Origin of the sequence: Streptomyces sp. NBC_00236 (genome assembly GCF_036195045.1) — a bacterium.
Lineage (GTDB): Bacteria > Actinomycetota > Actinomycetes > Streptomycetales > Streptomycetaceae > Streptomyces.
In genome coordinates this window covers 5458941-5472977 of the sequence record NZ_CP108100.1, presented here as the reverse complement: position 1 = coordinate 5472977, position 14037 = coordinate 5458941, and the positions used below count along the sequence as shown (strand labels likewise).

The following is a 14037-nucleotide window of genomic DNA, read 5'->3' as shown; positions in this document are numbered from 1 at the left end:
CGTTGTGGGGTCGGTCACTCCCCTCCCGTTTTAGTTGAAAGTTAACCTACCTCTCCCGTACCGTGATCAGCGTTGCTTGATCCCCCGTGTACGTCCGGAAGGTAATACGCAAGATGTCCCTCGTTCTTGACCCCGCCGCCCAGGACCTCCTCTTCCGTGAGGCCCGCACCGCCAACACCTTCACCGACGAGCCGGTGACCGACGAGCAGGTCCAGGCGATCTACGACCTGGTCAAGTACGGCCCGACCGCGTTCAACCAGTCGCCGCTGCGCGTCGTCCTGGTGCGTTCGGACGAGGCCCGCGCCCGTCTGGTCCCGCACATGGCCGAGGGCAACCAGCCGAAGACCTCGACCGCCCCGCTGGTCGCGATCCTGGCCACGGACAACGAGTTCCACGAGGAGCTCCCGGCCCTGCTGCCGCACTTCCCGCAGGCGAAGGACGCGTTCTTCTCCGAGCGCCCGGTCCGCGAGTCGGCCGCCGCGCTGAACGGCGCCCTGCAGGCCGCCTACTTCATCATCGGCGTCCGCGCCGCCGGCCTGGCCGCCGGCCCGATGACGGGCTACGACGCCGCCGGGATCGAGAAGGAGTTCCTCGACGGCGACCACAACGTGCTGATGGTCGTCAACATCGGCAAGCCGGGCGAGGACGCCTGGTTCCCGCGCCTGCCGCGCCTCGCGTTCGACGAGGTCGTCCAGACCGTCTGAGCCGCGCGGCCCCCACGGGCACATGAACACGAGGAAGGCCCTGGAGCACCTGCTCCAGGGCCTTCCTCGTACCCGTACGCCGGAATATCCCGTACGCCGGAGCGCAGGCGTCAGGACGTCTTGAGCGCCGCCGCCATCTCCGCCAGCCGCTCCGCCGAGGCGGATCCGGTCACGACCGTGGTCGCGCCCTTGTCCTGGCGCACGAGGGCGTCGTACTTCGGGCCCTCCCAGTGCTGCCAGGTCTCCCCCGCCACCTGCTGCGTGCGGCCGGTGTCCTTCGCCTTCTGGCTGACCTCGGAGACGTACTTCTCCGCAGCGGACGTGGACTGCTCCACCGCGACGTACTTGCCGTCCGGGTCCAGGAAGCCCAGGTGCCAACTGTTGCCCGCCGCACGGTCGTAACCGACCGAGGTGGGCTTCCAGTCCTGCGCCAGACCGCTCGGGGCCACCACCGGGTACGGGGCCGCGCGCCGCGCGGTCAGAAGCTCGACCCGGTAGTCGACGGCCTTGACCGGATCGGCCTTGTCGTCGTGCGGAACGAAGATGTAGGCGACGCCCGCCACCGCGGAGATCACCGCCAACGACAGGAACATGTCCCGCACTGTCTGCTTGCCTCGCTTGCTTGCCACCCGTCCATCGTCGCATCAGCCCCGGCGGCACCGAAGCGCGGGACCGGGTCGGGGGGACCGGACCGGCGGAGCGGGGCGCGGCCGGGCGGCCGCACGGCCACCGGGTCGCGAGGGGCCGCTCATTCGTGACCCGGTCTGCTCATTTTATCGACCTGACGATAGAGTCACATCACCCTCATCCGGTCGTCGTCGTACAGAAAGGTGCGCTCCGATGTCCGAGCATCATCTGCCGTCCCAGCTGGAGGTCTCCCCGGAGGCCCCCGACCGCAACCTCGCCCTGGAGCTCGTCCGGGTCACGGAGGCCGCCGCCATGGCCGCCGGGCGCTGGGTCGGCCGCGGGGACAAGATCGGCGCCGACGGCGCCGCCGTGAAGGCCATGCGGACCCTCGTCTCCACCGTGTCGATGAACGGCATCGTCGTCATCGGTGAGGGCGAGAAGGACGAGGCCCCCATGCTGTTCAACGGCGAGCGCGTCGGCGACGGCACCGGTCCCGAGGTCGACATCGCCGTCGACCCGATCGACGGCACCACCCTGAACGCCAAGGGCATGCCGAACGCGATCGCCGTGCTGGCCGCTGCGGACCGGGGCGCGATGTTCGACCCGTCCGCCGTCTTCTACATGGACAAGCTGGTCACGGGTCCCGAAGCCGCCGACTTCGTCGACATCAACGCCCCCGTCTCGGTGAACATCCGCCGGGTCGCGAAGGCGAAGAACTCCATGCCCGAGGACGTCACCGTCGTCATCCTGGACCGCCCGCGCCACGAGGGCATCGTCAAGGAGATCCGGGAGACCGGCGCCCGGATCAAGTTCATCTCCGACGGCGACGTCGCGGGCTCGATCATGGCCGCCCGCGAGGGCACCGGCGTCGACCTGCTCATGGGCATCGGCGGCACGCCCGAGGGCATCATCTCGGCCTGCGCCATAAAGTGCCTCGGCGGTGTCATCCAGGGCAAGCTCTGGCCGAAGGACGCGGCCGAACGGCAGCGCGCCCTGGACGCCGGACACGACCTGGACCGGGTGCTGTCCACGGACGACCTGGTCAGCGGCGACAACGTGTTCTTCGTGGCCACCGGCATCACGGACGGCGAGCTGATGCGGGGCGTGCGCTACCGCGCGGAGACGGCGACGACCGAGTCGATCGTCATGCGCTCCAAGTCGGGCACCATCCGGAAGATCGACTCCACCCACCGGCTGTCGAAGCTGCGTGCCTACAGCGCGATCGACTTCGACCGCGCGAAGTGATGTAGGTACGTCCCCACGAAGAGGCGCCCCCCATGTGCGGTGGGGGCGCCTCTTCGCGTCGGCGGATACGAAGCGCTGGACGGGTCCGCCACGGGTACGGGGACGGTCCGGCGCTTCCGTCAGCCGGCCGCGGCGATGTGGCCGGTGGCGTCGGACGCCTTGAGCTCCGCCTCGCGCCGCCTGCGGCGGGCGAGCGCCACGCGGCGTTCGGCAGCCGTCAGGCCGCCCCACACCCCGTACGGCTCCGGTTGACCCAAGGCGTGTTCGCGGCATTCGATCATCACGGGGCAACGCGCGCAGACCCGCTTCGCGGACTCCTCGCGCGACAGTCGGGCAGCAGTCGGCTCCTTCGACGGGGCGAAGAACAGCCCGGCTTCATCCCGGCGGCACACCGCCTCCGCATGCCAGGGGCCTGCCTGGTCCTCCCGAGCGGGGGTCCGCTGGGGAGGGACGGCGGCGACCTGCAGGGGCTGATGCGGCAGTTGCAGCACGGTCCACTCCTGACGACGGCTTCGCGAGCAAGAGGCGATGCAGCCTTCCCTACCCGCTGTGCGCGCGCCTATGCACTGAGTGGCACTCAGTTCCGGTCCACGGAATTGCGGTCGAGCATATTTCCGCCCGGAATCCGCCCCCGCGCAACGCCCCGCCCCCACGCGCCCCTTCGCGCCGTCGCGCGTCGCACCCGTGGTCAGTGACCGAGATGTTTACGCAGCCTGTCCTGCAGATCCGCAATGAACTTGCCGCGCTTGGGCTTCGCCTCGACGCTGCCGAACACCGAATATCCGTTGACGGCCACCACGGGAGCCTCGGGGTCCGCCGATTCCAGCGTCGTGACTTCGAAACTGCCGAAAATGCCCGTTCCGCTTCCGCGCAGCGAGATGTTCTCGGGGACCCTGATGTCCACGCTCCCGAAGACGGAAGTCGCATTGATCACCGTGAGCCGCTGTCCGAAAAGGGCCTCGGTCAGATCGATTTCCACACTGCCGAACAGCGAGAACGCGTTCGTGCGCCCGCCGACCCGCCAGCGGCCCTTGCGGCTGGCACTGCTGAAGATCGCGACCAGGTTGTCGGCGGGCCCCGTGGGCACCTCGGGGGTGCGGGCGTACGAGGCGCCGGCGGGCCTGGGGGTGCCGCCCGGCGTCGGCAGGTCCCGTACCAGCGGTTCGAGTTCTCCGACGGTCTTGGCGCGGTAGACGGAGTCGACCCGCTCGGCATGCTCGTCGGCGGTCAGCCGGCCCTCGGCCATCGCCTCCCGCAGGATGTCCGCGATCCGGTCCCGGTCCGCGTCGGAGGCGCGGATGACGTCGGGTTCCGCCCGCACGGTGGGCTGCTGGGGGTGCTTTTCGAGGTCCACCGGCCCAGCGTACCCAAACGCGATAGATCGCGACTAGGGGGCGCGGCGGGCACGTATCGCGATCCGGCCCCGGGTGCGCGACGGGTTCGGGTGAGCCCTACCTCACAGACCCGCCACCCCCGCGGGGTCCTACCCTGGTGGGTGCGCTGCCCAAGGGAGGTCAGCCGCTGTCTGCCGAGTGAGGAATGGCCGTAATGCCAGAGTTTGCGTACTCCGATCTGCTCCCCCTGGGAGAGGACACCACGCCGTACCGTCTGGTCACCGCCGAGGGTGTGTCCACCTTCGAGGCCGACGGACGTACGTTCCTCAAGGTCGAGCCGGAGGCGCTGCGCACCCTGGCCGCCGAGGCCATGCACGACATCTCGCACTATCTGCGCCCCGCCCACCTGGCGCAGCTGCGGCGGATCGTGGACGACCCCGAGGCCTCGTCCAACGACAAGTTCGTCGCGCTCGACCTGCTGAAGAACGCGAACATCGCCGCCGCCGGCGTCCTGCCGATGTGCCAGGACACGGGCACCGCGATCGTCATGGGCAAGCGCGGCCAGAACGTGCTGACGTCGGGCGGTGACGAGGAGGCCCTGTCGCACGGCATCTTCGACGCGTACACGAAACTCAACCTGCGCTACTCGCAGATGGCCCCGCTGAACATGTGGGACGAGAAGAACACCGGCTCGAACCTCCCGGCGCAGATCGAGCTGTACGCGACCGACGGCGGCGCGTACAAGTTCCTCTTCATGGCCAAGGGCGGGGGCTCGGCCAACAAGTCGTTCCTCTTCCAGGAGACCAAGGCGGTCCTCAACGAGGCCTCCATGATGAAGTTCCTGGAGGAGAAGATCCGTTCGCTGGGGACCGCGGCCTGCCCGCCGTACCACCTGGCGATCGTCGTCGGCGGTACGTCGGCCGAGTTCGCGCTCAAGACCGCGAAGTACGCCTCCGCGCACTACCTGGACGAGCTGCCCGCCGAGGGCTCGCCCACCGGTCACGGCTTCCGGGACAAGGAACTGGAGGAGAAGGTCTTCGAGCTGACGCAGAAGATCGGCATCGGGGCGCAGTTCGGCGGAAAGTACTTCTGCCACGACGTGCGCGTGGTCCGTCTCCCCCGGCACGGTGCCTCGCTGCCCGTCGCCATCGCCGTGTCCTGCTCCGCCGACCGCCAGGCGACCGCGAAGATCACCGCCGAGGGCGTCTTCCTCGAGCAGCTGGAGAAGGACCCGGCGCGCTTCCTCCCCGACACCACCGACGAGCACCTCGACGAGGCGGGCGACGTCGTCAAGATCGACCTCAACCGGCCGATGGACGAAATCCTCGCCGAGCTGACGAAGTACCCGGTCAAGACGCGCCTCTCGCTGAGCGGCCCGCTGGTCGTGGCGCGCGACATCGCGCACGCCAAGATCAAGGAGCGGCTGGACGCGGGCGAGGAGATGCCGCAGTACCTGAAGGACCACCCCGTGTACTACGCGGGTCCCGCGAAGACGCCCGAGGGTTACGCCTCCGGGTCCTTCGGTCCGACGACGGCCGGCCGGATGGACAGTTACGTCGCGCAGTTCCAGGCGGCGGGCGGCTCCAAGGTGATGCTGGCCAAGGGGAACCGGTCCAAGCAGGTCACCGACGCGTGCGACGCGCACGGTGGCTTCTACCTCGGCTCGATCGGCGGCCCGGCGGCCCGGCTCGCGCAGGACTGCATCAAGAAGGTCGAGGTCGTCGAGTACGAGGAGCTCGGCATGGAGGCGGTCTGGAGGATCGAGGTCGAGGACTTCCCGGCGTTCGTCGTCGTCGACGACAAGGGCAACGACTTCTTCACCGAGCCGGCCCCCGCCCCGACGTTCACCAGCATTCCGGTGCGCGGTCCAGGCCTCGGCTGACCGACCCCCGCACCCGCGCCTTCGAGGGGCGTCCCGGCCACGGCCGGGGCGCCCCTCGGCCGTTGGCGAGGCGCCGGCGGCAGGTCACGGGCCGCTCGGCCGGCCCGTGCGACCGCTCCGCGCGCGGCAGATCCCCGTAGGACGAAATCCAGCCAATCTCGCGAAGCGCTGTCCGGCGCCGCCCGCTCCTCTCCCGCGTCCGGATCGCGCCCCGGCCACGGCCCCCGCACCCGAAGCGTCTCGCCCCGGACGTGCGGACCGGGCCGAGCACCGCCGCCCCGGGCGGTTCCGGATCACCCGCAGGGACCGCGCCCGCACCACCGCTTTCGCGCAGAGAGCCGTCCGCACGGCTTGCGGGGAGCCGTGCCGATGCGGTGAGTTGTCCGCGTTGGGCCGGAGAACCGTGCTTCTTCCTCCGCCGCCCCGACTCCCGGTCCCCCACACCGGAACACCCCGCCTCCCGGCCCGGACGCCGGGACCGGACACCCGGCTGTCCGAACGCACACCGAACCACCCTCCCCGTCCCGAACCGGAAAGGCGGACACCGCATGACGCCGGTCCCTCACCGCAGCCACGCCGACGACCTGCTCTCCTTCATCAGGGCCAGCCCCTCCCCGTACCACGCCGTGGCGAGCGCGGCCCAGCGCCTGGAGAAGGCCGGTTTCCGTGAGCTGCGGGGCACCGACGACTGGACGGGCACCACGGGCGGCAGCTTCGTCGTCCGCGGCGGAGCCCTGATCGCCTGGTACGCCCCCGAGGGCACGCCCTCCCACACCCCGTTCCGGATCATCGGCACGCACACCGACTCCCCGAACCTGCGGATCAAGCCCACCCCCGACACCGCCTCCGCCGGCTGGCGGCAGATCGCGGTGGAGATCTACGGCGGGGTCCCGCTCAACACCTGGCTCGACCGCGACCTGGGCATCTCGGGCCGGCTGGCCCTGCGGGGGCCGGGCGGCCGGACCGACTCCCGGCTCGTCCAGATCGACGAACCGCTGCTGCGCGTGCCCCAGCTGGCGATCCACCTGGACCGCTCCGTCAACGACGGCCTGGCGCTGGACCGGCAGCGGCACGTCGCCCCGGTCTGGTCGCTCGGCGCCGCGGAGGAGGGGGCGCTGCTGCGCAGGGTCGCGGCGGCGGCCGAGGCCGAGCCGGACGAGGTGCTCGGCTGGGACCTGATGCTCCACGACATCCAGCCCCCCGGGTACCTGGGTGCGGAACGGGAGTTCCTGGTCTCCTCGCGGCTGGACAACCTGGTGTCGGTGCACGCGGGCGTCACGGCGCTGGCCGGTGCGTCGACGGCGTCCGGGGAACCCGCGTACATCCCCGTCCTCGCGGCCTTCGACCACGAGGAGGTCGGCAGCGGTTCGGACACGGGTGCGCAGAGCCCGCTGCTGGAGCGGGTGCTGAGCCGTTCGGTCACCGCCCGCGGCGGCAGCCAGGAGGACTGGTCCCGAGCCCTGTCCGGTGCCTTCTGCGTCTCGGCGGACATGGCGCACGCCGTCCACCCCAACTACGCGGAACGGCACGACCCCGACCACCGTCCGCTGCCCAACAGCGGCCCCACTGTCAAGGTCAACGTCAATCAGCGCTACGCCACCGACTCGACCGGCATCGCGATGTTCGCGTCGGCGTGCGAGCGGGCGGGGGCGCCGTGGCAGCCGTTCGTCTCCAACAACGCGATGCCGTGCGGTACCTCCATCGGCCCGCTCACCGCGGCCCGGCTGGGTGTGCAGACCGTCGACGTGGGGGTGCCGGGCCTGTCGATGCACTCGGCGCGCGAGCTGTGCGGGGCGGACGACCCGGGGTACCTGGCGGCGATCCTCGGCGCGTTCGTGACCTCGGACTGAGCCGGGTGCAGGGGGAGGACCGGCCCTCCCCCTGCACCGGAAGCGAGGGCTACGCGAAGCGCTGCTGTGCGCTTCCGTCGCAGGACTGCAGCCTCAGCGGTTCATGGGCTCCCGCCAGCGTCGCGCAGAGCCCGGTCGAGGCGGCGGGGCGCAGGGTGCCGGACTGCCGGACGAACTGCTGGTTGGCCGCGCCCGAGCAGTTGTAGAGGATGAGGGCCGCGCCCGCCGTGTACTTCGCGCCCGGTACGTCCAGGCAGCGGTCGTGGCTCAGCTCGGTGCGGAGGTTCTTCGTGCCGGAGTCGTACCACCAGCCCTGGTTGCGCCCGCCGTGGCACTCCCAGCCGGTGACGCCGGTGTTGTTACGGGTGACCGAGGCGGGGGCGTCCAGACAGCTGCCCGTGGCCTCGCCGCGCAGGGGCTTGAAGACGTCGTCCCAGGCGGCGGCCTGGAGCACGGGCTTCCCGGTGCTCGCCGGGTCGGCGCAGCTCGCCTCGCGCAGGCCCGAGTTGTAGATCTGGGTCAGGCAGGAGGCGAAGGCGCCGTGGCCGGCCGCGTTCGGGTGGAAGGACTGCCGGAGGGAGTTGGAGTCCGGCGGGAAGTGCGAGAGGTCGATGAACAGGCCGCGGGCCCAGGTGGACTCGCTGCACACCTCGTGGCCGTGGAAGAGCCGGGAGTTGTCGAGGTAGACCGCTCCGGTGTCGGCGGCGACTTTGCGCATGCCCCGTTCGAAGGCGGGAACGGCGACGTTGCGGCCCCAGACGGCGTCGGAGTCGTACCCGGCGCAGCCGCCGGGAAGCTTGCCGGGGAAGTTCGGGTTGTCGTAGAAGTCCGGGCCGATGGGGCTCGGGTATCCCATGACGACGAGCTTGTAGTCGCCGTCGGCGTAACCGGCGCCGGTCATCACCGTCCGCAGGTCGCGCACCGTCTTCTCGACCTTGGGCACGAGGCCGTCGACGCGGGCCTGCCAGCCGCCGTCGTACTTGGGCTGACAGGTTCCCTGGCTGAGGACCCAGCGCGTGACGCAGTCCGTCATGACCGGGCCGAACTGGAGGTCGTCGTTGGCACCCGCCACCAGCACGATCATCTTGATGCGGGTGTTGCGCGCCTTGATGGCGAGGTTGTCGCTCTGCACGAGTTCGTCGGCGTACTGCTTCGAGCCGCCGATGACGATGTTTCCGGTGTACGCGCCGGAGCACGAGACGTTGTACGTGACGTCGGCCGGGATCCCGGTGCGGTGGATGGCGGAGTCGGGTGAGCGGTGGCACCAGTTGTCGGGGCCGTTGGTGCCCGCCTCGTACGTGCCGACGCCCTCACCCGAGATCTCGCTGTCGCCGAGCGAGATGAGCCCGGTCTTGCGCTCGGCGAGCGGGCGCTCGGCCGGGTCGCCGTACAGCCGGGTGGCCTCGGCGGCACGCAGGGCCTCCAGTTCCGGCGGCAGGGCGGTGGATGAGGTACTGCTGGTACCGGCCTGGGCAGCACCCGCCGGGCCGGCGGCGGCGGTCATGCCGCCCAACGCCGCCGCCATGGCCGCGACGGTCGCGACCGTACATCGGATTCGGTGTCCGGTACGTCTCATTGCGCCTCCCGAGGTTGTTGTTACCCCCGGTATTTACTGGCCGGTAGGCGACTTGGGAATACATGGAACAAGACAAGTGCTCATCTTTTTCAGGAGGTTGGATCACCATGGCCGAGGAAACCGGCAAGGACTACCGCATCGAGCACGACTCCATGGGGGAGGTGCGGGTGCCCGCCGACGCCAAATGGCGGGCCCAGACCCAGCGCGCCGTGGAGAACTTCCCGATCTCCGGACAGCGCCTGGAGCGGGCGCACATCGCGGCCCTCGCGCGCGTCAAGGCCGCCGCCGCCAAGGTGAACGCGGAACTGAAGGTGCTCGACCCGGAGATCGCCGGGGCCATCCAGGAGGCCGCGGCCGAGGTCGCCGAGGGGCGCTGGGACGACCACTTCCCGATCGACGTCTTCCAGACGGGCTCCGGTACCTCGTCGAACATGAACACCAACGAGGTCCTGGCGACGCTCGCCACCGAGCGCCTCGGCCGCGAGGTCCACCCCAACGACCACGTCAACGCCTCGCAGTCCTCTAACGACGTCTTCCCGTCCTCCATCCACATCGCCGCGACCGGCGCGGTGACGGAGGAGCTGATCCCGGCCCTCGACCATCTGGCGGCGGCACTGGAGCGCAAGTCCGCCGAGTTCGCGGACGTGGTGAAGTCGGGGCGTACCCATCTGATGGACGCCACCCCCGTCACCCTGGGCCAGGAGTTCGGCGGGTACGCGGCACAGATCCGCTACGGCATCGAGCGGCTGCGCGCCTCGCTCCCCCGCCTCGCCGAGCTGCCGCTGGGCGGCACCGCCGTCGGCACCGGCATCAACACCCCGCCCGGCTTCTCCGCCGCCGTCATCGCCGAGGTCGCCCGCGTCACCGGACTGCCGCTCACTGAGGCCCGGAACCACTTCGAAGCGCAGGGCGCGCGGGACGGCCTCGTCGAGACCTCCGGCCAGCTCCGCACGCTCGCGGTCTCCCTCACCAAGATCTCCAACGATCTGCGCTGGATGGCCTCGGGACCGCGCACCGGGCTGGCCGAGATCAGCCTCCCCGACCTCCAGCCGGGCTCCTCGATCATGCCGGGCAAGGTGAATCCGGTCATTCCCGAGGCCGTTCTGATGGTCGCCGCCCAAGTGACGGGGAACGACACGACGGTGGCCGTCGCGGGCGCCGCCGGCAACTTCGAGCTGAACGTCATGCTCCCGGTCATCGCGAAGAACCTGCTGGAGTCCGTCCGGCTCCTCACCCACGTCTCCCGGCTGCTCGCGGACCGTACGGTCGACGGGATCACGGCGAACGTCGAGCGGGCCAGGGAGTACGCGGAGTCCTCGCCGTCCGTCGTCACCCCGCTGAACAAGTACATCGGCTACGAGGAGGCCGCGAAGGTCGCCAAGAGGTCCCTGGCCGAGCGCCGGACGATCCGTGAGGTGGTGCTGGACTCCGGCTACGTGGAGCGCGGCGACCTCACCGTGGAACAGCTCGACGAGGCCCTGGACGTGCTGCGCATGACGCGTCCGTGACGTGCATCGCTGCGGTACCGGGGCGCGCTCACCAGGAGGGGCCGGCCATCGGGGGGTGGAAGAAGGAGCGGGGCTGGGTGCGTGCAGCTGCAAGGCGGACGATCGAGCCATGGCGGAGCCCTGGCGATTGACGACAACGCGACAGATGCGCGTGCCCAGCCCCGCGACGCCGCCCCCCGATTGCCGGCCCCTCTAAGATCCCTCCATGACAGGTACCGGAGAGACCGAGCGCTGGGCGCCGGGTGATCAGATCCTGTGGCGCTACCGCGGCAACGGACCGCGGCGACGCGGCCCCGCGCCCTCCCGGGTCCCGAACCCCGTGCACATCTGCCGTCCGGTCACCGTCGTCCAGGACACCGACGAACTGCTCGCCGTCTGGGTCGCCCCCGGCACCGAGTGCGTGAAGCCGGTGCTGGCCGACGGCACCGAGGTGCACGCCGAGCCGCTCGCCACCCGGTACACCGCCGCGCGCACCACCGCCCGCTCGCCCTGGCTGGGCAACGGGGTGCTGAAGCTGGCCCGGCCCGGCGAACCGTGGTCCGTGTGGCTGTTCTGGGACCGGGGCTGGCAGTTCCGCAGCTGGTACGTGAACCTGGAGGAGCCGCGCACCCGGTGGGCCGGCGGCATCGACTCCGAGGACCACTTCCTCGACATCTCGGTCTACCCGGACCACAGCTGGCTCTGGCGCGACGAGGACGAGTTCGCGCAGGCCCAGCGGGTCGGCCTGATGAGCCCGGACGCCGCCCGGCAGGTGCTGGCGGCGGGGCGCGCGGCCGTCGGGGTGATCCGTGAGTGGGGGGCGCCGTTCCGGGACGGCTGGGAGGACTGGCGGCCCGATCCGCGCTGGCGGGTGCCCGCGCTGCCTGCCGACTGGGACCGGTTGCCGGATGACTGGGACCGCACCCCCTCCCCCATGCCGTCGTGAGACCCTTGATGCACCCCAGGGGGGCAAACGTAGGATCGTCCCGAGAAGATCAGCTCCGCCCCAACCGACGGGCGCGGCCCACGACCTGACCGTAAGTCACCGAGTCATCGCACACGTGCACACTTCATGAACCGCATCACTGGTACGAGTCGTGCGAGTCGCACGAGTCGTCCGCACCGCATGAGCCACGACGAGGGGGTGGAGACGTGCTCGCTGTCCGCCGCCCCGGCGCCGGAAACGTTGTCACCGACACCGCGTGCCGACATCCGGTTTCGGCCCCGTGTTCCGGGGCACGAGATGTCAGCCGTTGTGATTGCCGCTCATGCCGGGGCAGAGTAGCGCTCCACGAGGTGATTGCCTCATACAACCGGCCCGGACGGACGGAACCCCACGCGTGACGGAGCACCCCACCTCCCACGAAGGCCGGCAGCCTCTCGCCGCCCGGTCGCAGGAACGCACCCGGCCGCGGCAGCGTGACGCCGCGTCGGCGTCGGCCCCTGCCACCGCGGCGATCCCGGCACCGGCCAAGGGCCCGAACCCGGCCGGGGCCGGTACCGGCCCCGCGCCGGCCCCCGACCCGCAGGCAGCATCCCGTCGTGAGGGCGACCGGCTGCGCTTCGTCGGGGCCGCGACCAGGCGGATCGCCCGCGGGATAGACCTGGACGAGATCGTGCTGGGGCTCTGCCGGGCCAGTGTGCCGACGTTCTCCGACGCCATACTCGTCTACCTCCGCGACCCGCTGCCGGTCGGCGACGAGCGGCCCGTCAACCCGTTCGTGCTGCGGCTGCGCCGCTCCGACCGGCTGCGGCTGAGCGACGAGGACACCGAGAACCTGTCGGAGACCGAGCGGCTGCGGCTGCCCGCCGTCGACCCACAGGCCGATCTGACGCCCGCCTCCGAGCTGTGCGAGGTCCTGGCGGGCGGCGCGCTGGCCGAGGTGCTGCGCGGGGTGCGTCCGGTGTTCGGCGACTCCGCCGCGGCCCGGGTCGCGCTGCCCGAGCTGCTCGGCGCGGACCGCGTGGTGCCGTCCGGCCACCGCGCGATCCTGGCGCCTCTGCGCGGCCGACGCCGGGTGATCGGCGCGGCGGTGTTCCTGCGCGGCACCGAGCGCCCGCCCTTCGAGGCCAACGACCTGCTGGTCGCCGCCCAGCTGGCGACGCACACCGCGCTCGGCATCGACAAGGCCGTGCTGTACGGCCGCGAGGCCTACATCGCGGACGAGCTCCAGCGCACCATGCTCCCCGACTCGCTCCCCCAGCCCACCGGCGTCCGGCTCGCCTCCCGCTACCTCCCCGCCGCCGAGACCGCCCGGGTCGGCGGCGACTGGTACGACGCGATCCCGCTGCCCGGCAGCCGGGTCGCCCTGGTCGTCGGCGACGTCATGGGCCACTCCATGACCTCAGCGGCGATCATGGGCCAGCTGCGCACCACCGCCCAGACCCTGGCCGGGCTCGACCTGCCGCCGCAGGAGGTCCTGCACCACCTCGACGAGCAGGCCCAGCGGCTCGGCAGCGACCGCATGGCGACCTGCCTGTACGCGGTGTACGACCCGGTCGCGCATCGCATCACGATCGCCAACGCCGGCCACCCGCCGCCCGTCCTGCTCCACCTCGGCGGGCGGGCCGAGGTGCTGAAGGTGCCGCCGGGCGCCCCGATCGGTGTCGGCGGTGTGGACTTCGAGGCCGTCGAGCTGGACGCACCCGCGGGTGCCACCCTGCTCCTCTACACCGACGGGCTGGTCGAGTCGCGGCTGCGGGACGTCTGGACGGGCATCGAGCAGCTGCGCGAGCGGCTCGCCGCCACGGCCCGGCTGACCGGCCCGGACCACTCGCCGCCGCTGGAGGCCCTCTGCGACGACGTGCTGGACATGCTCGGCCCTGGCGACCGGGACGACGACATCGCGCTGCTCGCCGCCCGCTTCGACGGGATCGCGCCGAGCGATGTGGCGTACTGGCATCTGGAGCCGGAGGACTCCGCCCCGGGCAAGGCCCGCAGGCTGGCCCGCCGCGCGCTCAGCCGGTGGGGGCTCGACGACATCACGGACTCGGTGGAGCTCCTGGTCAGCGAGGTGGTGACGAACGCCGTGCGGTATGCGGAGCGGCCGGTGACCCTGCGGCTGCTGCGGACCGACATCCTGCGGTGCGAGGTCGGCGACGACGCCCCGCAGCTGCCCCGTCAGCGCCGGGCGCGTGACATGGACGAGGGCGGCCGCGGTCTGTTCCTGGTGAACCGGCTGGCCCGGCGGTGGGGCGCGACGCGCCTGTCGACCGGCAAGGTGGTCTGGTTCGAGATGCCCACCCGGGGGCAGTGACCGGGGCGGCCGAAGCCCTGGACACCGAGGGTGTCCGCCATCTGCTGGAGGGCGCGAGCCGCCCGGTCCCGGACC

Annotated in this window: 11 protein-coding genes; 7 read left to right on the top strand and 4 right to left on the bottom strand. The window is 71.2% G+C overall.

Annotation, left to right across the window (positions count from 1 at the left end):
- Nucleotides 1-113: 113 nt before the first annotated feature.
- Entirely contained in the window at nt 114-704 is a 591-nt protein-coding gene (locus tag OG446_RS24815) for a malonic semialdehyde reductase (RefSeq protein ID WP_328896105.1), read from the top strand.
- A gap of 110 nt (nt 705-814) precedes the next feature.
- Here OG446_RS24815 and OG446_RS24810 read toward each other — a convergent pair whose 3' ends face one another.
- The gene (locus OG446_RS24810; RefSeq protein ID WP_328896104.1) at nt 815-1333 is read right to left on the bottom strand and encodes a DUF4245 domain-containing protein; all 519 of its coding nucleotides are present in this window, start codon (nt 1331-1333) and stop codon (nt 815-817) included.
- Between the two features lie 211 nt (nt 1334-1544).
- Here OG446_RS24810 and glpX point away from each other — a divergent pair, with 211 nt between their 5' ends.
- Nucleotides 1545-2576 (top strand): class II fructose-bisphosphatase, encoded by a 1032-nt coding sequence (glpX, locus tag OG446_RS24805; protein ID WP_250967899.1) that lies wholly within the window; start codon nt 1545-1547, stop codon nt 2574-2576.
- 119 nt (nt 2577-2695) lie between these two features.
- Here the strand turns inward: glpX and OG446_RS24800 are convergent, their stop codons facing one another.
- Both OG446_RS24800 and OG446_RS24795 read right to left on the bottom strand, forming a co-directional pair.
- The gene (locus OG446_RS24800; protein ID WP_328896103.1) at nt 2696-3067 is read right to left on the bottom strand and encodes a WhiB family transcriptional regulator; all 372 of its coding nucleotides are present in this window, start codon (nt 3065-3067) and stop codon (nt 2696-2698) included.
- Nucleotides 3068-3264: 197 nt separating this feature from the next.
- On the bottom strand, nt 3265-3930 hold the full coding sequence (locus OG446_RS24795) for a DUF1707 SHOCT-like domain-containing protein (RefSeq protein ID WP_328896102.1): 666 nt from the start codon (nt 3928-3930) through the stop codon (nt 3265-3267).
- Nucleotides 3931-4124: 194 nt separating this feature from the next.
- Between OG446_RS24795 and OG446_RS24790 the strand changes: the two genes are divergently transcribed.
- Together OG446_RS24790 and OG446_RS24785 are read left to right on the top strand one after the other, a co-directional pair.
- Nucleotides 4125-5792 carry a fumarate hydratase gene (locus OG446_RS24790; protein WP_328896101.1) on the top strand — a complete coding sequence of 556 codons (1668 nt, stop codon included), beginning with the start codon at nt 4125-4127 and terminating at the stop codon, nt 5790-5792.
- Nucleotides 5793-6340: 548 nt separating this feature from the next.
- Complete coding sequence (locus OG446_RS24785; protein ID WP_328896100.1) at nt 6341-7642, top strand: M18 family aminopeptidase; 1302 nt, start codon at nt 6341-6343, stop codon at nt 7640-7642.
- A gap of 49 nt (nt 7643-7691) precedes the next feature.
- Here OG446_RS24785 and OG446_RS24780 read toward each other — a convergent pair whose 3' ends face one another.
- On the bottom strand, nt 7692-9218 hold the full coding sequence (locus OG446_RS24780; RefSeq protein WP_328896099.1) for a ricin-type beta-trefoil lectin domain protein: 1527 nt from the start codon (nt 9216-9218) through the stop codon (nt 7692-7694).
- 107 nt (nt 9219-9325) lie between these two features.
- Between OG446_RS24780 and OG446_RS24775 the strand changes: the two genes are divergently transcribed.
- The 3 genes from OG446_RS24775 to OG446_RS24765 all read left to right on the top strand — a co-directional run bounded on the left by OG446_RS24775 (nt 9326) and on the right by OG446_RS24765 (nt 13962).
- Nucleotides 9326-10726: a class II fumarate hydratase gene (locus tag OG446_RS24775; RefSeq protein ID WP_328896098.1), complete on the top strand. Its 1401-nt coding sequence runs from the start codon at nt 9326-9328 to the stop codon at nt 10724-10726.
- 205 nt (nt 10727-10931) lie between these two features.
- The gene (fomD, locus tag OG446_RS24770) at nt 10932-11651 is read left to right on the top strand and encodes a cytidylyl-2-hydroxypropylphosphonate hydrolase (RefSeq protein WP_328896097.1); all 720 of its coding nucleotides are present in this window, start codon (nt 10932-10934) and stop codon (nt 11649-11651) included.
- A 394-nt stretch (nt 11652-12045) separates the two neighbouring features.
- Nucleotides 12046-13962, top strand: a complete 1917-nt coding sequence (locus OG446_RS24765; RefSeq protein ID WP_328896096.1) for a SpoIIE family protein phosphatase — start codon at nt 12046-12048, stop codon at nt 13960-13962.
- Nucleotides 13963-14037: the final 75 nt, after the last annotated feature.